We start from the raw sequence: 21,744 nt of genomic DNA on the forward strand, positions 1-21,744 counted from the left end.
TGTTCCACGTGGAACAATACGATATATTATGTTCAACGAAATATATGATGTTATAGTTGTTGGAGCTGGTCACGCGGGAAGTGAAGCAGCGGCATCGGCAGCTAATATGGGAAGCAAGACGTTGCTCATTACCATGAACTTACAAAATATTGCGCAAATGTCGTGTAATCCTGCCATGGGTGGAATTGCTAAAGGGCAAATCGTAAGAGAAATTGACGCGCTTGGTGGTTATAGCGGAATTGTTAGTGACACCTCGGCAATTCAATTTAAGATGTTGAACAAATCTAAAGGTCCCGCAATGTGGAGCCCGAGAGTTCAAAGTGATAGAATGCGTTTTGCTGAAGACTGGAGATTGCTTTTGGAGCAGACCAAGAATTTAGATTTTTATCAGGATATGGTGTCTGGTCTAATTGTAGAAAACCATAAGGTGGTTGGTGTTAAAACATCCCTCGGACTTGAAATTAAAGCCAAAACTGTTGTTTTAACAAACGGAACTTTTTTAAATGGGTTAATTCATATCGGTAATAAAAATTTTGGTGGAGGAAGAGCAGGCGAGAGAGCAGCAACTGGAATTACAGAACAACTTATAGATTTTGGTTTTGAATCTGGAAGAATGAAAACAGGAACACCTCCTCGTGTGGATGGACGATCGTTAGATTATTCAAAAATGGTGGAGCAACCTGGAGATGCACGGCCAGAAAAGTTTTCTTACTTGGAGCATATAAAACCATTAACAGAACAACGGTCTTGTCATATGACCTATACAAGTCTAGAGGTGCATGATTTGCTTCGTGAAGGCTTTGATCGTTCGCCAATGTTTAATGGTCGAATTCAAAGTGCTGGACCAAGATATTGTCCATCAATAGAAGACAAGATTAATCGTTTCGCTGATAAGGATAGACATCAATTGTTTGTGGAGCCTGAGGGCTGGAATACAGTCGAGGTTTATGTAAATGGATTCTCTACATCGCTACCGGAAGACGTTCAGTTTAAGGCATTGAAATCTGTTGTTGGCTTTGAAAACGTGAAATTTTTCAGACCAGGATACGCCATAGAATATGATTATTTTCCACCAACGCAATTAAAACATACTTTAGAAACAAAGTTAGTTGATGGTTTGTTTTTTGCTGGTCAAATTAACGGAACAACAGGTTATGAAGAGGCCGCTTCTCAAGGGCTGATGGCGGGAATTAATGCAGCACTAAAAGTTCAAGAGAAAGACGCGTTTATTCTAAAACGTAACGAGGCTTATATCGGTGTTTTAGTTGATGACTTGATTACAAAGGGAACGGATGAGCCCTACAGGATGTTTACATCTCGGGCAGAATATAGAACGCTGTTGCGACAAGACAACGCCGATTTTAGATTAACACCAAAAGGATATGAGTTAGGATTAGCGAGTGAAAATAGGTTGCGACGAATGGAACAAAAGCAATCGCAATCTGATAACTTCGTCAACTTTTTTAGAGAGACTAGTGTTAAGCCAGAAGATGCGAATCCCGTTTTAGAATCGAAAAATTCATCTTTAGTAAAGCAATCGGATAAGATGTTTAAGCTCTTTTCTAGACCCAATATCACAACTGAAGATATGCGTCGATTTGAGGTTGTAGAAAGTTATATTCAAGAACATAATTTGGATCGAGAAGTCCTTGAGCAAACAGAAATACAGATTAAATATTCTGGATATATAGAAAAGGAAAAGAATAATGCCGATAAATTAAATAGGCTCGAGGATGTGAAAATCCCTGTTGATTTTGATTATACAAAACTGAAATCTATGAGGACGGAAGCAGTTCAAAAGTTAACCAAGATTCAACCCGTAACCATTTCTCAAGCTTCAAGAATATCTGGTGTATCTCCCGCAGATGTTTCGGTATTGTTGGTATATTTGGGTAGATAAAAAAACACCTTTATTTTATATGTTTCACGTGGAACATATTTTTAATGATTAAAAATCAACCTTCTTTTTGTGGTGAATAAAACTGACAACAAAGCGTATTTAACCGTCAAAGATCATTCTGTTTCTGGTGAAGAATTTCAGTTAGTTTATAATGAGGCATTGGATCTGTTAGAAACACATCCGCAACCTTCCGAAGATAAATTGGGAGATTATTATCAAAGCGAAGATTACATTTCTCATACAGATGCCAAACGTAATTTATTCGAGAAAGCTTATCATTTTATAAAATCGGTAGCGCTTAAACGAAAGCTAAAACTGATTAGTTCTTTTAATTCTGAAAACAAAAAACTTTTGGATGTTGGATGCGGCACAGGCGACTTTTTAAAAGTAGCAAAAGATGATAATTGGACTGTTTCTGGAATTGAACCTAATAAAAACGCTAGAGCAATTGCAAATCAAAAAACAAATAACACCGTTTTTGATATTGACCATTTATTGAAATTTGAACCCCATAGTTTTGATGTTATAACACTTTGGCATGTGCTTGAACATTTACCAAAATTGGAAAACCATATCGCTGTTTTCGAATCGCTTTTAAAGCCTAATGGGCGATTGTTAATTGCGGTTCCAAATTTTAAAAGTTATGACGCCAATCATTATAAAACGTTTTGGGCGGCTTATGATGTCCCGAGACACCTATGGCACTTTTCTCAAGAATCCATTTCAAGATTAGTTAAGCCAAAAAACATGGAGGTCGAAAAAACGGTTCCTATGACTTTTGATGCTTATTATGTGTCTCTACTTTCTGAAAAATATAAAAACGGAATTATGAATCCGTTGAAGGCCTTTTGGGTTGGTTTACGTTCAAATATGAAAGCAAGACGCACAAGAGAGTATTCATCCTTGATCTATGTTATAAAAAAGAGTTAAAACTTGTTTTAAGACGATTTAATGCATTTTCTCCCATGACACCTGGCTTATGTATTTATGTAATCTGTAAACTGATGGAAGGCGTAAATAAAAGATCGATTTTAAATAGATAACAGCAATCATTTTTAAAAAAGCTATAAATATTTTTTATAGTGGTGTTTTGATGAAAAATTAATTCACTTTTATACATTTGCAAAAAATTAAATAAACTTAAAATGAAAAAAATATTAGGCGTATTATCTTTTGTGCTTGTATTGGCATCTTGTCAGGAACAGCAAAAAATTGCTTTTGTAGACAATTCCAAAGTTGTAAGCGCATTTCAGAAAAAAATAAATTTTGAGAAATTGTTTCAAGTAAAAATTAACCGCTTCAATAAAAAGGCTGATAGTTTAGATAAAGCTATTCAGATGGAGGCTCAATTATTTCAAACGAGATCTGCTACAATGTCTAAAAAAAACGCAGATACTGAATACCAAACATTAGTTCAAAAGAAGCAATTTCAAGATTATCAATTAGGAATCGAAGAGAAAGGACTTCAAACTGAAGGTCAAACACAAATCGATACGCTTATAAAAGAAGTGAGAGCTTTTGTAAAAGGTTATGGTAAGAAAAACGGATATACATATATCTTAGGTTCTAATGATGCAGGAAGCGTTATGTATGGTGCAGAAGCTAATGATATTACTGCGGTTGTAATCGAAGCCTTAAATGAAGAAAGTAAAGAAGAATAGTAAGTTTTTATTATAATAATATTTGAGATGAGCCGGTTGTTTTTAATCGGCTTTTTTATGCAATAACCTTGTGAGCTTTATCGATAAATCTGTAAGAATGATTTTCGAATTTCCATTACGCTCAATATGGTAAATAGCATCTTGAAGTTCGTTAGAAATTTCCATAATGTTATTACCATGAACAAAAGGGGCGAATTTTTCTAATTTGAATGTTGTTTTAGGTTCCATAAAAACCAAATTATTGGCATTATAGTTTAGTAGTAACGCCTGTCTGAAAAAATCAAGACAAAAATTTAAAAACTGCTTTTGTGTTTCACGACCAGTTTTAGCAATTATCTCGCTCCATGAGATTAAATCATGAATAGCACTTTTATTACCTTTGGCTTTAAATGCAGACCGAATCCAAAATACAAACCATTCTTCAAATTGCGTATCTTCACTATCACTATAGACTAAATCACAGGCTTTATTATAATTCCCATTTGCTTGATGCGCTATTTTTATAGCATCTACTTCAGGAATTTGATAATTAACAATTAAAGCCTTTTTAATGACGTCTTCAGATAAAGGCGGAAAATGCAATACTTGACAACGTGATTTAATCGTGTTTATGATTTGCTCTTCATCTTCACTTATAAGAATAAAAACGGTTTTATTAGGGGGTTCTTCAATGAGTTTTAGAAGTTTATTTGCGGCAGAAGTATTCATCTTTTCTGCCATCCAAATTAGCATGACTTTGTAGCCGCCTTCATAAGATTTTAAAGACAACGCTTTCACGATATCTTGGGCTTCGTCCACGCCAATTTGACCTTGTTTGTTGTCGATTCCCAATATTCTATACCAATCAAACAGGTTTCCATAGGGTTGATTGTTAATAAGTTGTCTCCATTCTTCCAAAAAATGATTAGAAACAGGATGACTTTTTACCTTGTCATTTGTAGCGACTGGAAATGCAAAATGTAAATCGGGATGCGAGAGGTTTCTAAACTTTAAATTGCAAGCCTCATTGCCTTCTGAATTTTCTCCATTTGTGTTTTTGCAAAGTAAATATTGGGCATAAGCAATCGCCATCGGTAATGTTCCAGAACCCTCAGGGCCAACAAACAATTGCGCATGAGGAACACGTCCAAAATCAGCACTTTTAGTAAGGTGGTTTTTGATGTGCTCTTGCCCAAGAATTTCTGAAAATAACATAAAGCAAACCTACATATTTTTTTTAAAAGTTTAGTTGTCTAATTAATATCGATGATGCGAATTTTTAAACCATATATTAGTCAAGGAGATATGAGTTTTGTTTTTAACATAATATTGTAAACATTGAAAGAAAAATCAACTTATTTTTATACTGATAAAACCGTTGCATATAGATTAAAAAATGACTCAAAACGCTATTCTTTTCATGCCAGATATTTCTGGATTTACTGAGTTTGTTCACAATACAGATATTTATCATAGCCGCCATATTATTTCTGAACTCTTAGAATTACTTCTCGATAGTAATATGATGAATTTGGAATTAGCAGAAATAGAAGGTGATGCATTATTTTTATATAAGCTAGGAAACGATCTTGACATAACCTCAATTAAAGCTCAAATAGAGAGGATGTACATCGCGTTTCACACCCATTTAAAAAGATACGAACTTCAGCGTATTTGTAATTGTGGGGCATGTTCATCGGCTTATAATTTGAGTTTGAAGTTTGTTGTCCATTATGGCGAAATAGAATTTATTCAAGTTAAAGACTCCAAGAAACCTTATGGCAGCAATGTGATTATAGTTCATAGATTGCTTAAAAATGAGGTGCCATTAAAGGAATATGTCATTTTAACTGAGAGTTTAATTCCAGAATCTTCGGAAAACACAACTACCTTGACGACCACTTACGACTTTGGGGACATCACATTTTCATATGAATCGTTAATACACCTAAAAGAAAAGTTGCCTGAAATAAACCCTATTCCTGATGACATTCCTAAACATAAATTATTTGATAGTACAGAAACTATTCAAGTCCCTATATTAGAGCTATATGAAGTTATAAGTAATTTTGATTACAGATTATTATGGGTTAAAGGTGTTGACAAGCTTGAATATGATAAAAATAAAGTTAATCGGTCAGGACTCAAACACCAATGTTTAATTAATAAAAAAGAAGTCGAACAAACAACGGTAAAAAAGGAAGTTGCTAAAAATCAAATGGTTTACGGAGAATCAACAGCTAATATTCCCTTTACTAAACGCGTCAATTGTTATTATGTTTTAGAGGAAATAGATAACGGATTTACAAAAATGAATATTGAGGTATTTGCAGATTTTCAACCCTTTGGTATACTAATAAGGCCCTTAATGAAAAAAAACTTCCAAAAAATTATCTCAGAAAACATTAAAGAACTTATTTTGCTAATCGATTCTGGATTTTCAACAGATCATACTAACAACTAAATTATTTTAATACGTGAAAACTTTAAACGATTTTAACTTTGACAAGAAAAAAGCTTTAATAAGAGTTGATTTTAATGTGCCTTTAAATGATGATTTTGAGGTCACTGACGCTACTCGAATCTTATCAGCTAAACCAACAATCATCAAAATTTTAGAAGATGGTGGTAGTTGTATTTTAATGTCACATTTAGGGCGACCTAAAGGCGTTCAAGAAGAATTTTCATTAAAACATATCGTTAGCAAAGTCGAGGACGTTTTAGGTGTTTCTATCAAATTTGCCGAGGATTGTGTTGGACCCATTGCTGAAGAAGCTGCCCAAAATCTTAAACCAGGAGAAATTTTATTGTTGGAAAACTTACGTTTTCATGAAGAAGAAAAGCGAGGCGATAAAGATTTCGCAGAGGGATTGTCTAAGTTGGGAGATATCTATGTGAACGATGCGTTTGGTACTGCTCATAGAGCGCATGCTTCTACAACGATTATTGCTCAGTTTTTCTCGGGGTCGAAATGCTTCGGAAATTTACTCGCTCAAGAGATTGAGAGTATAAAGAAAGTTATGGAAACTGGCCAAAAGCCAGTATTAGCCATTCTTGGAGGCGCTAAAGTCTCATCAAAAATCACAATTATAGAAAACATTTTAGATAAAGTTGATCATCTTATTATTGGAGGCGGTATGACTTTCACTTTTGTGAAAGCACAAGGTGGAAGTATTGGAGACTCTATCTGTGAAGATGATAAAATGGATTTAGCATTAGACATTCTGAAACAAGCAAAACAAAAGAACGTTCAAATCCATTTGCCTGTTGATGTTCTTGCGGCTAATGCATTTAGTAACGACGCTGAGACTCAAGTCATGGATGTCACAAAAATTCCAGATGGATGGCAAGGCTTGGATGCTGGGCCAAAATCTAAAGAGAATTTTCATAATGTTGTTATGCAATGCAAAACTATTTTATGGAATGGACCATTAGGTGTTTTTGAAATGGAAAACTTCGCTAGTGGAACTATTGCTCTAGGAGACTCTATAGCAGAGGCAACCGAAAATGGTGCATTCTCACTTGTTGGAGGGGGAGATTCTGTTGCTGCTGTAAAACAGTTTGGTTTTGAAAACAAAGTGAGCTATGTAAGTACAGGTGGGGGAGCAATGCTAGAAAGTCTTGAAGGGAAAATACTCCCGGGAATTGCGGCGATTTTAGAATAAATCACTTGTATTTAAGGAATTCTAATCTCAGAATTGCCTTACGGACAGCGTTAAATTATCTTATTAAACTTTCATTTTAACCAAAAAAATACGATTTTAGCTGACCTGTCGTTATGATAGTTAAACATTTTAACCAATGAACCCTAAGCTAAGAACCCTAACTTTTGGATTTCTGTTATGTACTTTATTTAGTTTTGGTCAGGACTCAATTCCGAAAGCAACCGAAACTAAAAGACTCACAGAATCCGACTTTTTAGAAGGCGAAACCTACGTCATCGATACCATTATTGACGGTAAGACCTACTTTAAAGAGAACTTGAATATAAAGCCTGTAATTGATTCTACCAACACCAAAGCATTAGAAGATCATAAATTTGCCGCTGAGTTAGATGCGAAATGGCTTGAAGAATTGTATAGCAACAACTTGTTCGATACTATTTATAAATCTGTTTCCGAATTAAAATACGATCCAGTAGATTATCCAGAGTTAACTACAGATACTTTAAAAGCAAGACTAAAGCGACTTAACGCAAGAACGCCTTTTAATATCGAATACAATTCGTCATTAGAAAGTGTTATTAAAAGCTATTTAAAACATCGACGCAACTCTATGTCGCGATTGATGTCCTTGAGTCATTACTACTTTCCTTTATTTGAAGAATCGTTAGATAATTACGATATTCCGTTAGAAGTCAAATACTTATCTATTGTAGAATCTGCATTAAAACCAAGAGCGCGATCTAGAGTTGGCGCAACAGGCCTTTGGCAATTTATGTTTGGGACAGGTAAAGAGTACGGCCTTAATGTAAGTAGTTATGTTGATGAACGCAGTGATCCAATAAAATCTACCGAAGCGGCTAGCAAATATTTAGCGAGACTCTACAAGATTTTTGGAGATTGGGATTTGGCATTAGCGGCTTATAATTCTGGACCGGGAAATGTTACCAAAGCGATACGTCGCTCTGGAGGTTATGAAAACTATTGGAATATTAGACCACATCTTCCACGTGAAACTGCTGGTTATCTTCCTGCTTTTCTAGCAACCATGTACATATTTGAGTTTGCTGAAGAACATGGTTTTAAAGTAGAAAGACCAGACTATCACTATGTAGAAACCGATACGATACACGTAAAGCGAATGATTACTTTAGATCAAGTTTCTGAATTGGTTGATGTACCAATAGAGCAATTACAGTTTTTAAACCCTTCCTATAAGTTAGACATCATTCCTTTTATCAAAGGAGAGAACTACACCTTGAGATTACCACGAGAAGCGGTTGGCAAATTCGTAACCAACGAAAAAGAAATCTATGCACATGTTGAAACCGAATTGAGTAAACGTGAGAAACCACTTCCACAGTTTTTTGATGCAGATAGTAAGGTTCGATATCGCGTAAGATCTGGTGATTACTTAGGGAAAATTGCCAGAAAGTATGGTGTTAGGGTCAGTCAAATTAAAAGATGGAATGGCTTACGGGGTAACAACCTTAAAATCGGTCAACGCTTAACTATATATCCTAGAAAACCCAATACGTCTTCTGGTAAGAAAGTAACGGTAAATCAGCCTAAAAAAGTCATTAATACTGAAGGGAAATCGACCTATAGAGTTCTGCAGGGCGATTCACTTTGGAGTATTTCTCAAAAGTTTCCTGGAGTTTCTGTTCAAAATATTAAAGAATGGAACGATATTAGTAGTAACAAATTAAAAATAGGAATGACGCTTGTTGTATCTAAGTAAGCGTGAAAAAATTCAAAAAAAATGAAGAACATATTAAGTGTTTTATTTGCGATATTATTATTTAGTTCTTGTAATAACAAAGAACAAAAACGCTATGTTCCTGATTCTTCAGGACAAATTAATAACCTTGTAGTTGTAGCTGATAATCTATTATGGGAAAACAGTGTTGGGGAAGCAATTAGAGATGTTCTTGCTGCTCCAGTTGAAGGTCTATCCAAAGAAGAACCACAGTTTTCTATGAGTCAAATGCCTACCAAAGTCTTTTCGGGTTTTGCACGACAAAACAGAACGGTCTTAAAAATAGAAAAAGGCAAAGAGGCAGGAACTCAAATAGCTACTAATGCTTTTGCAAGACCTCAAACCATGGTTGTGGTTTCTGGTCAAACAAACGAAGAAATTATTGAACAGATTAAAAAGAATGCGCCTAAAATCATTGATGTATTCAAAAAGACAGAAATTACAGAACGACAAAGACGTACAAGTAAATCATTATTTAATGACACTCAAATTAGAGAAAAATTAGGTGTTTCTCTTAAATTTCCTACGGCTTACCGAATTGCAAAAACTGAAGACGCTTTTTTCTGGATAAGAAAAGATATTGCAACAGGAAATGTTGATCTCTTACTTTATGAAGTTCCGATGACATCAATAAGAAAAGGAGATAGCGCAGTGATAGATATCGTAAGAGTTAGAGATTCTGTTGGTAAAACACACATTGAAGGTGCTGCAGAAAAGACCTATATGGGAACAGAAGATGCTTTTACACCTTTTATTAGTGAAGTTATTGTAGATAACAAGTCGGCATATGAAACCAGAGGACTTTGGGATTTGAAAAATGCCTTTATGTCTGGACCGTTTATCAATTATGCTGTTGAAGACAAAGTGAATAATCGCTATATAATTATCGAAGGCTATGTGTTTGCGCCTTCAATAGCGAAACGAGATTATATGTTTGAACTAGAGTCTATTGTGAAATCGATAGCTATTCAATAAAAAAAGAGACACTTTTTAAAGTGTCTCTTTTTTTATTGAATATGAGTAAAACTATTCCTTTTTATCTGTAGCAGAAGAATTTTCTTCTTCTTCTTCTTTACTAGCATCTTTAAATTCTTTGATGCCACTTCCAAGACCTCTCATAAGTTCCGGTATTTTCTTTCCTCCAAATAGCAATAAAACGACAACTACAATTAATATGATTTGCCATGCTCCTGGAGCTAAAAATATGCTTGATGATATCATAATAAACGATTTTGAATTGCAAATTTAATAATTATACTTCAAATTAAACGTTTATTGTGAAACTTTAAGACATCGAACAAAACTTGGACATATTTTATTTAATTTTGTGGGACAATGGCAAAACAGGAAAAAGAGAAAAAATTTAGAAAAAAACTATTGCATAAGTATCGTTTGGTAGTTTTAAACGAAGATACTTTTGAAGAGCGATTTGCTATAAAATTAACGCGACTTAATGTTTTTGTAATTGCATCTCTTGGTACCATTTTACTCATTGCTGGTACTATTTTTTTAATTGCATTCACGTCTTTAAAAGAATATATACCAGGCTATTCATCTACCGCTTTAAAGAAACAAGCCACTGTTTTAAATTATAAAACAGATTCATTACAACAGGTTATCAATCTGAACGAACACTATTACGCTTCGATAAAAAAGGTGCTTACAGGTGATGTAAGCACATTAGATTTCAATAGAGATTCTATCATTGACGCAGCTAGTATAGATCCTAGAGGTTTGGATTTAAAACCAACCAAGGAAGATTCGTTGCTAAGAGATTTGGTAGATAAAGAAGATAAATACAATGTATTTGAGTCTACGATTTCGTCGACAAACTTTGTCTTGTTTCCCCCTGTTAACGGAACTATTTCCGAAGGGTATAACCTTAAAGATAGACATTATGCGGTAGACGTTGTAGTCGCGAAAGACACTCCCGTAAAGGCCACTGCTGATGGTACTGTGATTTTTGCAGAATGGACTGCGGAAACAGGTTACGTTGTAATTATCGAGCACAGTTACGAACTCATATCGGTTTATAAGCATAATGCATCTATTACAAAGCAACAAGGCGATTTGGTAAAATCTGGAGAGGTGATTGCTATGGCTGGAAATAGTGGCGAATTAACCACTGGACCACACTTGCATTTTGAGCTTTGGAAAAGAGGCTACTCTCTAGACCCAACCAACTTTATAGATTTTAATTAATGCTATCCATAAAACCTTCACTCGCTAAACTGTTTGCGAAAAAAATTAGAAAGTCCGTTTTAAAATGGTCAAGTAAACCTGTTGAAACACAAGAGAAAGTGTTTCAGAAATTAATAAAAGAAGCTTCTAATACTCAGTTTGGTAAAGACCACGATTTTAAGTCTATTAAAACACATCACGATTTTATTAATCGTGTACCAATTAGAGACTATGAAGCCTTAAAACCTTATGTAGATAAGGTTGTGGCTGGAGAAGAAAACATACTCTGGAAAGGCAAGCCATTGTATTTTGCTAAAACCTCAGGGACGACTTCAGGAGCAAAATATATTCCATTAACCAAAGAAAGCATGCCCACTCATGTTGAAGCTGCACGTAATGCTATCTTAATGTACATTGCAGAAACCGGAAACAGTAAGTTTGTTGATGGTAAGATGATTTTTTTACAAGGGAACCCAACTCTTGAAGAAAAAAACGGCATACAATTAGGACGTCTTTCAGGTATTGTAGCACATTACGTTCCAAAATACTTACAAAAAAACCGCATGCCTTCTTGGGAAACAAATTGTATTGACGATTGGGAAACTAAAGTTGAAGCGGTTGTCAAAGAAACCTTACCTGAGAATATGACGGTGATTTCAGGAATTCCGTCTTGGGTACAGATGTATTTTGAGAAAATTCAGAATGAAACAGGAGAAAAGGTTGGTGACGTGTTTAAAAACTTCAATCTTTTTATTTTTGGAGGCGTCAATTATGAGCCTTACCGATCAAAATTTGAAAACCTAATTGGCAGAAAGGTTGACAGCATAGAACTCTATCCCGCTAGTGAAGGGTTTTTTGCATTTCAGGATAAACAAAACGAAAAAGGAATGCTTTTGCAGTTAAATTCTGGAATGTTTTACGAATTTATTGAAGCCGATACCTTTTTTGACGAGAATCCTAAACGACTCGGCATTGCAGAAGTTAAAGTTGGAGTGAACTACGTTATGATTATTTCTACTAATGCAGGACTTTGGGCTTATAATATTGGAGATACCATTGAGTTTACTTCCACAAAACCGTATCGTGTTATCGTTTCAGGTAGAATCAAGCATTTTATTTCGGCCTTTGGTGAGCATGTGATAGGTAAAGAAGTTGAACAAGCGCTTCAAGAGGCAACATTAAAGTCTTCTATTAGTATTTCAGAATTCACTGTTGCTCCTCAGATAAATCCTGAGTCTGGGTTACCCTATCACGAATGGTTTATTGAGTTTGATGATGCGCCTGAGGATATTTCCGTTTTAGCGAAACAAATAGAGATTTCATTACAGCAACAAAACAGCTATTACTATGATCTTATCGTCGGAAATGTGCTGCAGCCACTAAAAGTAACTACAATTAAGAAAAATGGCTTTCAGGATTATATGAAATCCATCGGAAAATTAGGTGGACAAAATAAAATCCCAAGACTGTCGAATGACCGAAAAATAGCAGATGCGTTATACGCTCAAAAATTAACTAAATAATACTATATTTGTTCGCAAACCAACTCCGAATGAATAAAAAGAAAATTCACGAAAGAACGAGAGCCCAAGAAAGCTCAAATGCCATTGAAAGAATGTATGTCACGATGAGGCACCTATTTAATCGCGGGTTCTATAAACCTATGGGGGTTTCGGGAGAAACACTAAGGGAATCTTTATTGTTATTACGTCCAGAAATCTATGGTTCGATTGCTGAAGAAAAAGCAGAACTAGAAGGGTTATTATATGTGATAGACCGACTTCCAGAAGGCATAGAAGAGTGTACGTTTATTAACCTTACGAGTGATGAGGGCTACGGAAATTCTCATTTTAAGCCAATTATTCCTCCTAAAAGACGACGTAATTGCTACCGAATAGATGATGAGCAAATGAATATAGAAGTGACTCGAGGTCGCTCGGAAATTTATGACATACTCACTCACCTCACTTTTTTATTCGTAGAATCTCACAAAATAAGTAAGCGCGTTTTAATTGACGAACAAGGCAGAACTACTCGTGATTGGATAAAGCTTGAAAAAGCTGTGCTTTCTAAAAAGAAGTTAACGCAGCCTGAACGAGAAATAGCCATAACGCATACCGCTAATATTTTAGGGAGAACCTTTGAAGAACTTACAGACGCACATACTCAATTTACTACAAAAACTAAACCTGAGCGTTTGCTACATATCATTTATTGGCTAGGTAAACTCGCCATTGAAGAAGTCATAAATAATAATAAACGTACAGTTACTTTTAGTCCTGTATTGAGAGAGCGTTTGGGGCATCATATTCATGGTGAGATTTGGGCGGATCATATCAAAGAAGTATTACATAAAAATAATTTATTAGGTCGCCCAATTCATGTGATTAGTGCTAATATGCACAGCGTAATGAATTCTATTTTTGCACCAAAAGCACTAAAAACATTAGTATCTAAAAATGATATTTTTGAAGTTTATGAATCGATAGGTCAAAAGGAAAATGATGCTCTACGCAATAAAATCACCAAAGAAGCGTTGCAGAGTGGAATGATTTATATTAAAGACACTTCTGGAACCAATATCGACGTTCAAATTTTTGATACCGAAAAGATAGATTTCTCTAAAACAGATATTGAGGTTGGATCGTCTTTCAATGACACTGAAAAACCAGTAATAGTCGTAATGGACTACGCTTTTGGTGAGCAAGCCTACGAAACAATAGATGAATTATTGAAACCCATAAAAGTTAACGGAGAAAAGGTTCATTTAGATGTGAAATCTGTTTCTATAATGGGAAAGGCAGGAATTTTAGAAGGCGGTAAAGGCGATATTATGATTCCATCAGCACATATTTTTGAAGGAACTGCCGACAACTATCCTTTAGAAAATGAATTATGTAAATCAGATTTAGAAGGCCAAGGCGTTGATGTTTATGAAGGCGCAATGATTACAGTTTTAGGAACATCACTTCAAAATAAGGAAATCTTAAAGTTCTTTTATAACTCAACTTGGAATGTGATTGGACTTGAAATGGAAGGCGCACACTATCAAAAAGCTATTCAAGCCGCATCAAAAGTTAGAAGGAGTATAAATCCAGATGTGAAAGTAAGGTATGCCTATTATGCTAGTGACAATCCTTTGGAAACAGGAAGCACATTGGCTTCTGGGGGTTTAGGAACCTCAGGAGTAAAACCTACATATTTGATAACAAGAAAAATATTACAACAGATATTTAATTAAAAAACTGATAATATATTATGAGTGAAAATTCACCTAAAAACAATGCTTCTGATGAGATAGACCTTCTCGTGATTTTTAATCAACTAGGAAAATCTGTAAATAAAGTGTATAAGGCATTCATGTCGGTTTTAAAGTCTTTATTTTCAATGCTAATATATGCTTTGAAACCAATAGTCAATAATATAATAGTCATAGTGATTTTGATGGTAGTAGCTGGAGGAGTTGGTTACGCAATTGACAGGACAAAAGAACCTGTATATATGTCGCAAATGATTGTCAGGCCTTATTTTGAATCAAAATACCCGCTTGTGAACAATATAATCATGTATAATGCGCTTTTAAAAGACAGGGATTACGAGGAAATAAAAGAAGTTTTTGGATTAACCACAGAAGAAGCTGAATCGATAATAAGTATTAACATTGCTCAAGGACCAGAAACAGACAACTATAAACTTGTTAAATATACTAGATTTCTCAAATCACTTGATAGCGTGAATACTATTAAGTTAAGTTATGATGATTATATAAAGAATAGAAGTATTTATAATGGTGAGATTTTTGAGATTGAAGTCTTTTCTACTAATAAAACAATTTTCAGGGCGCTTGAAGAAGGGCTTAAATTAAGTTTTCAAAATTCGAATTCTTTGAAATTGAAACAAAAGAGAGATTCTTTAATTTCAATTGACAAAGTGAGAATATCTAACTCAATAAAAGAAGTTGATTCTTTAAAGAAAGTTTATATTGATGTTATTAAAGAGGAATCGTCGGCAGAAAACGTTAGCGGAAGGGGTGTCTCAACTGAAGGCTTGTCTTTAATACAAGAGAGGATTAATACTAGAGAATATGACTTACTTGAAAAGCAAATGAAACTACGTGATGAGTTTAGTGAATTAGAATCTAAAGAAGTTCAAGTCGACGGAATGTTTGATACGGTTTCAGGTTTTCAAGAAAGAGGAACAAAGTATGTCAACATTTATAGAATATACACCATAATCTTACCAATACTTACGTTTCTACTTTTGATTTTTGGATACATATTTTTTAAATCATTTAAGTTTATTAAGGAATATGAGTAAAAAGGTATTAATTACTGGCGGTGCTGGATTTATAGGATCTCATGTGGTCAGGCTTTTTGTAGAGAAATATCCTAATTATCAAATATACAATCTTGATGCATTGACTTATGCTGGTAATCTAGAGAATCTTGTTGATATAGAATTGGCTTCAAACTACACGTTTATTAAAGGCGATATTACAGATGAAAACGTTATTGAATCACTATTCGATACGTATAAATTTGACAATGTCATTCATTTGGCCGCAGAATCTCATGTTGACCGATCAATAGAAGATCCATTAGCTTTTGTTAAAACAAATGTTGTTGGTACGATGGTTCTTTTAAATGCATTTAAAAACTGTTGGAACGAAGATTTTAATGATAAATTGTTTTATCACATAAGTACTGATGAGGTTTATGGTTCCTTGGGAGAAACTGGACTGTTTACAGAAACCACAGCTTATGATCCTAACTCACCTTATTCTGCTTCTAAAGCAAGTTCGGATCATTTTGTTAGAGCCTATGGAGAAACATACAAAATTCCTTATGTCATTACGAATTGTTCTAATAATTATGGGCAAAATCAATTTCCCGAAAAACTTATTCCATTATTTATAAATAACATTATAAACAACAAACCATTACCGGTTTATGGAGATGGTAATTACACCAGAGATTGGTTATATGTAAAGGATCATGCCATTGCTATAGATCTGGTTTTTCATAAAGGAAGACAGGGTGAAACTTATAATATTGGAGGTTTTAACGAATGGAAAAATATTGATTTGATCACGTTATTATGCCAGCAAATGGATAATAAATTAAATAGGGTTAATGGTTCTTCAGAAAAATTGATAACCTATGTCAAAGATCGACCGGGTCATGACCTAAGGTATGCTATAGATGCTTCAAAGATTAAAAAGGAATTAGGCTGGGAACCTTCGGTCACATTTGAAGAAGGGCTCAAGGTAACAATAGATTGGTATTTGAATAATAAAGTTTGGCTTAACAATGTTACAAGTGGAGCTTATAAGTCATACTATCAAAAACAATACAGTTAAAAGATGAAGGGAATTATATTAGCCGGAGGATCAGGGACTAGACTCCATCCATTGACGTTATCGTTGAGTAAACAGTTAATGCCTGTTTATGATAAACCCATGATTTATTATCCGCTTTCTACTTTGATGTATTCAGGGATAAATGAAATATTAATTATTTCTACGCCTAAAGATTTACCGTTATTTAGAGATTTACTTGGAGACGGAAAGAAATATGGTTGCAAGTTTGAATACGCTGTTCAAGAAGAACCGAACGGATTAGCAGAGGCGTTTATTATTGGGGAAGAATTTATTGGATCTGATAAAGTGGCCTTAATTTTAGGAGATAATATCTTTTATGGTTCTGGTTTAGCAACGCTCTTACAAAGTAATAATGATCCTCAAGGCGGAATTATTTACGCCTATAGAGTTCATGACCCAGAACGCTATGGTGTTGTAGAATTTAACGATGCTGGTCAAGCAATTTCAATTGAAGAAAAACCATTAAAACCTAAATCAAATTTTGCAGTTCCAGGAATCTATTTTTATGATAATTCCGTAGTTGAAATTGCTAAAAATATTAAACCAAGTCACAGAGGTGAATTAGAAATCACCGATGTCAATAAGGTGTATTTAAAAAAGGGAAACTTAAGTGTTAGTATTTTGGATAGAGGAACAGCTTGGTTAGATACGGGCACTTTTAATTCTTTAATGCAAGCCTCTCAATTTGTAGAAGTGATCGAAGAGCGACAAGGTTTAAAAATCGGCTCAATAGAAGCGGCTGCGTTTGAAATGGGATACATTGATGAATCCGAATTTAAAGAATTAGCAGAACCATTGATGAAAAGCGGTTATGGTAAAAATTTACTAGGACTTTTGAATAAAAAATAATGAATATAAAGGAAACAAAACTTAAAGGTTGTTTTACAATTGAACCTAAAGTTTTTGAAGACGATAGAGGGTATTTTTTTGAATGTTTCAATCACAAGACTTTTAATGCAGCAATTGGGAGCGATACGGTCTTTGTTCAAGATAATGAATCGTATTCAACCAAAGGCGTTCTTAGGGGTTTACATTATCAATCAGGAAGCCACGCTCAAGCTAAATTAGTACGGGTTATTAAGGGAAAGGTGCTAGATATTGCTGTTGATATAAGAAAAGATTCTAATACTTTCGGACAACATGTATCTGTCGAATTAACAGAAGATAATAAAAAACAACTTTTTGTTCCTAGAGGTTTTGCTCACGGATTTATTGTGTTGAGCGATGAAGCTATCTTTTCATACAAATGCGATAACTTTTATAATAAAGAATCTGAAGGCGGAATTATTTATAATGATCCAGAGTTAAAAATTGATTGGAAGTTATCACCGACTGAACTTATTGTTTCTGAAAAAGATGTAATTTTACCAAAACTAGTGAATGCTAAATTATGGTAAGTGTCTTAGTAACGGGAGCAAATGGTCAGCTTGCTAGAAATATTAGAGATTTAGAAAGTAATAATCTAGACTTAAAACTAATTTACAGAAGTTCAATTGATTTAGATATCACAGATATGGTTTCTGTGAATAGGTTATTTAAAAACGAAAAAATAGATTATTGTATTAATTGTGCCGCATATACAGCTGTAGACAAAGCTGAAAGTGACGAAGAAAACGCTTTAAAAACAAACGTGGAGGGCGTAAAAAATCTTGCGAAAGCATGTCACGAGAATGGTTCTACATTAATTCATATTTCTACTGATTTTGTTTTTGACGGAAAAACCTATCATGCTTATAAAGAGAGTGATATTACCAACCCTCAAGGCATATATGGATTAACTAAGCTTAAAGGAGAGCAAGAAGTAATTAAATACTTGACGGAGTATTATATAATCAGAACATCTTGGTTATACTCTGAACATAACGCTAATTTCATGAAAACTATGATTAGTTTATCTGAAAAGAGAGAAGAGTTGAGTGTTGTTGATGATCAAATAGGAACACCCACTTATGCAAAGGATTTAGCTGAAGTAATTCTGAAAATTATAAATAATTCAAATAAAGATTTCGGTGTTTATAATTATAGTAATGAGGGAGTTGCGAGTTGGTATGATTTTGCAAAAGCAATATTTGATGAAAGTAATAGTGGAATAAAGCTATCACCGATAAAGACTAAAGAGTATCCAACTCCGGCAGAAAGGCCGCCTTTTAGTGTTTTAGATAAGACTAAAATAAAAGGGAGTTTCAAAATAGAAATACCTCATTGGAGAGACAGTTTAAAAAAGGCAATTATTAATTTTAATAATATCGGTAATTAGAAATGCAAAAAAAAATAGCATTAATAACAGGAGTTACAGGTCAAGATGGAGCTTATTTAAGTGAGTTCTTACTGAAAAAGGGATATATAGTTCACGGAATAAAAAGAAGGTCGTCACTTTTCAATACAGATAGAATAGATCATCTTTACCAAGACCCTCACGTGGAAAATCAGAACTTCATTTTACACTATGGAGATTTAACAGATAGCACGAATCTTATTAGAATCATCCAGGATGTGAAACCAGACGAGATCTATAATCTTGCCGCAATGAGTCACGTTCATGTCTCTTTTGAAATACCCGAGTATACAGCAAATACTGATGGGGTAGGGACTTTGAGATTACTTGAAGCTATTAGAATTCTAGGACTAGAAAAATCCACTAGAATATATCAAGCATCTACTTCTGAATTGTACGGTAAAGTGCAAGAAGTACCGCAAACTGAGACAACGCCTTTTTATCCTAGGAGCCCATACGCAGTTGCTAAAATGTATGCTTATTGGATCACAGTAAATTACCGTGAAGCCTATGGTATGTATGCTTGTAATGGTATTTTGTTTAATCACGAATCACCTGTACGAGGAGAAACATTTGTTACCAGAAAGATTACCAGAGCTACTTCAAAAATTGCTCTAGGTTTACAAGATAAAGTCTACTTAGGAAACCTAGACGCTCAAAGAGATTGGGGTCACGCCAAGGATTATATAAGAATGATGTGGATGATTCTCCAGGCAGATGAACCAGAGGATTGGGTAATTGCGACTGGAAAAACAACATCTGTTCGTGACTTTGTTAGAATGAGCTTTGATCATGCCGGTATAGAATTAGAATTTAAAGGCGAAGGCTCGAACGAAAAAGGCTATGTGAAATCCTGTAATAACCAAAAGTATCAAATTGAAATTGGAAAAGAAGTTGTTTCTGTTGATGAAAAGTATTTTCGACCAACAGAAGTAGATTTACTTATTGGAGATGCAACCAAAGCAAAAGAAAAACTAGGGTGGATTCCTGAATATGACCTACCAGCACTCGTAGAGGACATGATGTCTAGCGATCTTAAATTGATGCAAAGACAACAATTTCTTATAGATGGCGGCTACAGTATAAAAAATTACTTTGAGTAATACTTTATGAATAAGGAAGCTAAAATTTATATTGCAGGTCACAGAGGATTAGTTGGAAGTGCGTTATTAGAAAACCTTCAAGCAAAAGGCTATAACAATATTTTAACCAGAACCCATAAAGAATTAGATCTCACAAATCAGATGGATGTTGCTAAATTCTTTGAAGCTGAAAAGCCAGAATATGTGTTTTTGGCGGCAGCTAAAGTTGGAGGAATAGTAGCAAATAATATCTATAGAGCAGATTTCATTTATGAAAACATGATGATTCAAAATCATATTATTCATCAAAGTTATATTCATAATGTGAAAAAATTATTGTTTTTAGGAAGCACATGTATTTATCCTAAAAACGCACCTCAACCAATGAAAGAAGATTATCTTCTAACAGGCATATTGGAGTATACAAACGAACCTTATGCCATTGCAAAGATTGCAGGTATTAAAATGTGTGAAAGCTATAATTTACAGTATGGCACAAACTTCATTTCTGTAATGCCAACAAATCTGTATGGTCCAAATGATAATTTTGATTTAGAAAAATCGCATGTACTTCCTGCTCTTATCAGGAAAATACACCTTGCTAAACTGCTAAACGAAAAACGTTACGATGAGGTTTTATCAGACACAGGGTTTTCAACTATAGAAGAAGGAAAAGACTATTTATCGGGTTTTGGAGTATCAGCTTCAGAAGTAGAGGTTTGGGGAACAGGAAATCCGAGACGTGAGTTTTTATGGTCTAAAGACATGGCGGACGCTTGTGTGTTTATTATGGAGAACAAAGACTTTAAAGACACGTTTTCCGAAGACCAAAAAGATATACGAAATACGCATATTAATATAGGAACAGGAGAGGATATTTCTATTAAAGAGCTGGCAGAGATAATAAAAAAATGTGTTGGTTTTAATGGAGAATTGGTTTACAACACAGACAAACCAGACGGAACACTGAGAAAATTAACCGATGTGTCTAAGCTAAATGCTCTTGGATGGAAGCATAAAATGGAACTAGAAAACGGAATAAAGAAAATATATGACTGGTATAGAGATAAATAAAAATTTACAAATAGCAATAGAGGCGTCTTTAAAAGCAGGAGAAGAAATCATGCAAGTTTATGACACCGCATTTGATGTTGAAATGAAAGAAGATAAATCTCCCCTTACTGAAGCCGATAAAAAAGCAAATGATATTATAAACTCTTTTCTACAGCCAACACCAATACCTATTATTAGTGAGGAGAACAAGCAGATAGATTATGATGTTAGAAAAAAATGGGACACTTGTTGGATTGTGGACCCTGTAGACGGAACTAAGGAGTTTATTAAACGAAATGGGGAGTTTACAGTAAATATAGCTCTAGTTCATAATGGCAAACCACAATTAGGTGTTATTTATGTTCCAGCCACCAAAACACTTTACTATGCAGATGTTTTAAAAAAACAGGCATTTAAATCTGAACTAACATCACACAATACATCGATAGAAGATGTTCTAGAACAATCAAAACCGCTTCAAACCAAACCTACTACAAATAATATTGAAATCGTAGGAAGCCGTTCTCATATGAGTCAGGAAACTTTAGATTTTGTTGATGAGTTAAAGACATCTGGAAAAAAGGTAGAGATAGTGTCTAAAGGTAGCTCACTTAAATTCTGTCTTGTTGCTGAAGGTAATGCTGATATCTATCCTAGATTTGCACCAACCATGGAATGGGATACTGCAGCCGGACAAGCAATTTGCAACGCGGTAGGGGTTCAAGTTATTTCCAACGAAACCCAAAAATCACTCCTATACAATAAGGAAAACCTATTAAACCCTTGGTTTTTGGTTTCAAAGCAATAGTTCC

Annotated in this window: 20 protein-coding genes; 18 read left to right on the forward strand and 2 right to left on the reverse strand. The window is 34.4% G+C overall.

Annotation, left to right across the window (positions count from 1 at the left end):
* The first annotated feature begins 28 nt into the window (after positions 1–28).
* The 3 genes from mnmG (at position 29) to V7719_RS10770 (ending at position 3,561) form a co-directional block, all read left to right on the forward strand.
* Positions 29–1,900, forward strand: a complete 1,872-nt coding sequence (gene mnmG, locus V7719_RS10760) for a tRNA uridine-5-carboxymethylaminomethyl(34) synthesis enzyme MnmG (RefSeq protein ID WP_335729909.1) — start codon at positions 29–31, stop codon at positions 1,898–1,900.
* A gap of 72 nt (positions 1,901–1,972) precedes the next feature.
* Positions 1,973–2,830, forward strand: a complete 858-nt coding sequence (locus V7719_RS10765) for a class I SAM-dependent methyltransferase (RefSeq protein ID WP_335729997.1) — start codon at positions 1,973–1,975, stop codon at positions 2,828–2,830.
* A 215-nt stretch (positions 2,831–3,045) separates the two neighbouring features.
* A complete protein-coding gene (locus V7719_RS10770; RefSeq protein ID WP_335729910.1) occupies positions 3,046–3,561 on the forward strand; it encodes an OmpH family outer membrane protein in 516 nt (171 codons plus the stop codon).
* A gap of 42 nt (positions 3,562–3,603) precedes the next feature.
* On the opposite strand, the gene V7719_RS10775 is transcribed toward V7719_RS10770, so the two are convergent.
* Positions 3,604–4,755 carry a DNA polymerase III subunit gene (locus tag V7719_RS10775; protein WP_335729911.1) on the reverse strand — a complete coding sequence of 384 codons (1,152 nt, stop codon included), beginning with the start codon at positions 4,753–4,755 and terminating at the stop codon, positions 3,604–3,606.
* A gap of 181 nt (positions 4,756–4,936) precedes the next feature.
* Between V7719_RS10775 and V7719_RS10780 the strand changes: the two genes are divergently transcribed.
* The 4 genes from V7719_RS10780 to V7719_RS10795 all read left to right on the forward strand — a co-directional run bounded on the left by V7719_RS10780 (position 4,937) and on the right by V7719_RS10795 (position 9,936).
* A complete protein-coding gene (locus V7719_RS10780) occupies positions 4,937–6,004 on the forward strand; it encodes a DUF2652 domain-containing protein (RefSeq protein WP_335729912.1) in 1,068 nt (355 codons plus the stop codon).
* Positions 6,005–6,017: 13 nt separating this feature from the next.
* The gene (locus V7719_RS10785; RefSeq protein ID WP_335729913.1) at positions 6,018–7,205 is read left to right on the forward strand and encodes a phosphoglycerate kinase; all 1,188 of its coding nucleotides are present in this window, start codon (positions 6,018–6,020) and stop codon (positions 7,203–7,205) included.
* A 136-nt stretch (positions 7,206–7,341) separates the two neighbouring features.
* A complete protein-coding gene (locus V7719_RS10790) occupies positions 7,342–8,943 on the forward strand; it encodes a LysM peptidoglycan-binding domain-containing protein (RefSeq protein WP_335729914.1) in 1,602 nt (533 codons plus the stop codon).
* Between the two features lie 21 nt (positions 8,944–8,964).
* Positions 8,965–9,936, forward strand: a complete 972-nt coding sequence (locus V7719_RS10795; protein WP_335729915.1) for a DUF4837 family protein — start codon at positions 8,965–8,967, stop codon at positions 9,934–9,936.
* A gap of 51 nt (positions 9,937–9,987) precedes the next feature.
* On the opposite strand, the gene V7719_RS10800 is transcribed toward V7719_RS10795, so the two are convergent.
* The gene (locus V7719_RS10800) at positions 9,988–10,182 is read right to left on the reverse strand and encodes a Sec-independent protein translocase subunit TatA/TatB (RefSeq protein ID WP_335729916.1); all 195 of its coding nucleotides are present in this window, start codon (positions 10,180–10,182) and stop codon (positions 9,988–9,990) included.
* 114 nt (positions 10,183–10,296) lie between these two features.
* Here V7719_RS10800 and V7719_RS10805 point away from each other — a divergent pair, with 114 nt between their 5' ends.
* The 11 genes from V7719_RS10805 to cysQ are packed head-to-tail and all read left to right on the forward strand — an operon-like array spanning position 10,297 to position 21,740.
* Positions 10,297–11,163, forward strand: a complete 867-nt coding sequence (locus tag V7719_RS10805) for a M23 family metallopeptidase (RefSeq protein ID WP_335729917.1) — start codon at positions 10,297–10,299, stop codon at positions 11,161–11,163.
* Positions 11,163–12,665 (forward strand): GH3 auxin-responsive promoter family protein, encoded by a 1,503-nt coding sequence (locus V7719_RS10810; protein ID WP_335729918.1) that lies wholly within the window; start codon positions 11,163–11,165, stop codon positions 12,663–12,665. The genes V7719_RS10805 and V7719_RS10810 overlap by 1 nt, the downstream gene beginning before the upstream one ends.
* Positions 12,666–12,694: 29 nt before the next feature.
* On the forward strand, positions 12,695–14,383 hold the full coding sequence (locus tag V7719_RS10815; RefSeq protein ID WP_335729919.1) for a DUF6909 family protein: 1,689 nt from the start codon (positions 12,695–12,697) through the stop codon (positions 14,381–14,383).
* A 17-nt stretch (positions 14,384–14,400) separates the two neighbouring features.
* Complete coding sequence (locus V7719_RS10820) at positions 14,401–15,459, forward strand: hypothetical protein (protein WP_335729920.1); 1,059 nt, start codon at positions 14,401–14,403, stop codon at positions 15,457–15,459.
* Positions 15,452–16,501, forward strand: coding sequence for a dTDP-glucose 4,6-dehydratase (gene rfbB / locus V7719_RS10825; RefSeq protein ID WP_335729921.1), 1,050 nt, complete (start codon positions 15,452–15,454; stop codon positions 16,499–16,501). Before V7719_RS10820 ends, rfbB begins: the two co-directional genes overlap by 8 nt.
* A 3-nt stretch (positions 16,502–16,504) precedes the next feature.
* A complete protein-coding gene (rfbA, locus tag V7719_RS10830) occupies positions 16,505–17,371 on the forward strand; it encodes a glucose-1-phosphate thymidylyltransferase RfbA (RefSeq protein ID WP_335729922.1) in 867 nt (288 codons plus the stop codon).
* Positions 17,371–17,919, forward strand: coding sequence for a dTDP-4-dehydrorhamnose 3,5-epimerase (gene rfbC, locus V7719_RS10835; protein WP_335729923.1), 549 nt, complete (start codon positions 17,371–17,373; stop codon positions 17,917–17,919). The genes rfbA and rfbC overlap by 1 nt, the downstream gene beginning before the upstream one ends.
* A complete protein-coding gene (gene rfbD / locus V7719_RS10840; RefSeq protein WP_335729924.1) occupies positions 17,913–18,779 on the forward strand; it encodes a dTDP-4-dehydrorhamnose reductase in 867 nt (288 codons plus the stop codon). Before rfbC ends, rfbD begins: the two co-directional genes overlap by 7 nt.
* Positions 18,780–18,781: 2 nt before the next feature.
* Positions 18,782–19,900 (forward strand): GDP-mannose 4,6-dehydratase, encoded by a 1,119-nt coding sequence (gmd, locus tag V7719_RS10845; RefSeq protein WP_335729925.1) that lies wholly within the window; start codon positions 18,782–18,784, stop codon positions 19,898–19,900.
* A 6-nt stretch (positions 19,901–19,906) separates the two neighbouring features.
* Positions 19,907–20,953 (forward strand): GDP-L-fucose synthase family protein, encoded by a 1,047-nt coding sequence (locus V7719_RS10850; protein ID WP_335729926.1) that lies wholly within the window; start codon positions 19,907–19,909, stop codon positions 20,951–20,953.
* On the forward strand, positions 20,931–21,740 hold the full coding sequence (cysQ, locus tag V7719_RS10855; RefSeq protein ID WP_335729927.1) for a 3'(2'),5'-bisphosphate nucleotidase CysQ: 810 nt from the start codon (positions 20,931–20,933) through the stop codon (positions 21,738–21,740). The genes V7719_RS10850 and cysQ overlap by 23 nt, the downstream gene beginning before the upstream one ends.
* The last annotated feature ends 4 nt before the right edge of the window (positions 21,741–21,744 follow it).

Source organism: Psychroserpens sp. (assembly GCF_036960315.1).
GTDB lineage: Bacteria > Bacteroidota > Bacteroidia > Flavobacteriales > Flavobacteriaceae > Psychroserpens.

What these genes read in the sequence shown, in the direction of transcription:
- mnmG (WP_335729909.1), top strand. Translation starts at nt 29, where the DNA reads ATGTTCAACGAAATATATGATGTTATAGTTGTTGGAGCTGGTCACGCG.
- V7719_RS10770 (WP_335729910.1), top strand. Translation starts at nt 3,046, where the DNA reads ATGAAAAAAATATTAGGCGTATTATCTTTTGTGCTTGTATTGGCATCT.
- V7719_RS10775 (WP_335729911.1), bottom strand. Translation starts at nt 4,755, where the DNA reads ATGTTATTTTCAGAAATTCTTGGGCAAGAGCACATCAAAAACCACCTT.
- V7719_RS10780 (WP_335729912.1), top strand. Translation starts at nt 4,937, where the DNA reads ATGACTCAAAACGCTATTCTTTTCATGCCAGATATTTCTGGATTTACT.
- V7719_RS10790 (WP_335729914.1), top strand. Translation starts at nt 7,342, where the DNA reads ATGAACCCTAAGCTAAGAACCCTAACTTTTGGATTTCTGTTATGTACT.
- V7719_RS10795 (WP_335729915.1), top strand. Translation starts at nt 8,965, where the DNA reads ATGAAGAACATATTAAGTGTTTTATTTGCGATATTATTATTTAGTTCT.
- V7719_RS10800 (WP_335729916.1), bottom strand. Translation starts at nt 10,182, where the DNA reads ATGATATCATCAAGCATATTTTTAGCTCCAGGAGCATGGCAAATCATA.
- V7719_RS10805 (WP_335729917.1), top strand. Translation starts at nt 10,297, where the DNA reads ATGGCAAAACAGGAAAAAGAGAAAAAATTTAGAAAAAAACTATTGCAT.
- V7719_RS10810 (WP_335729918.1), top strand. Translation starts at nt 11,163, where the DNA reads ATGCTATCCATAAAACCTTCACTCGCTAAACTGTTTGCGAAAAAAATT.
- V7719_RS10815 (WP_335729919.1), top strand. Translation starts at nt 12,695, where the DNA reads ATGAATAAAAAGAAAATTCACGAAAGAACGAGAGCCCAAGAAAGCTCA.
- V7719_RS10820 (WP_335729920.1), top strand. Translation starts at nt 14,401, where the DNA reads ATGAGTGAAAATTCACCTAAAAACAATGCTTCTGATGAGATAGACCTT.
- rfbB (WP_335729921.1), top strand. Translation starts at nt 15,452, where the DNA reads ATGAGTAAAAAGGTATTAATTACTGGCGGTGCTGGATTTATAGGATCT.
- rfbA (WP_335729922.1), top strand. Translation starts at nt 16,505, where the DNA reads ATGAAGGGAATTATATTAGCCGGAGGATCAGGGACTAGACTCCATCCA.
- rfbC (WP_335729923.1), top strand. Translation starts at nt 17,371, where the DNA reads ATGAATATAAAGGAAACAAAACTTAAAGGTTGTTTTACAATTGAACCT.
- rfbD (WP_335729924.1), top strand. Translation starts at nt 17,913, where the DNA reads ATGGTAAGTGTCTTAGTAACGGGAGCAAATGGTCAGCTTGCTAGAAAT.
- gmd (WP_335729925.1), top strand. Translation starts at nt 18,782, where the DNA reads ATGCAAAAAAAAATAGCATTAATAACAGGAGTTACAGGTCAAGATGGA.
- V7719_RS10850 (WP_335729926.1), top strand. Translation starts at nt 19,907, where the DNA reads ATGAATAAGGAAGCTAAAATTTATATTGCAGGTCACAGAGGATTAGTT.
- cysQ (WP_335729927.1), top strand. Translation starts at nt 20,931, where the DNA reads ATGACTGGTATAGAGATAAATAAAAATTTACAAATAGCAATAGAGGCG.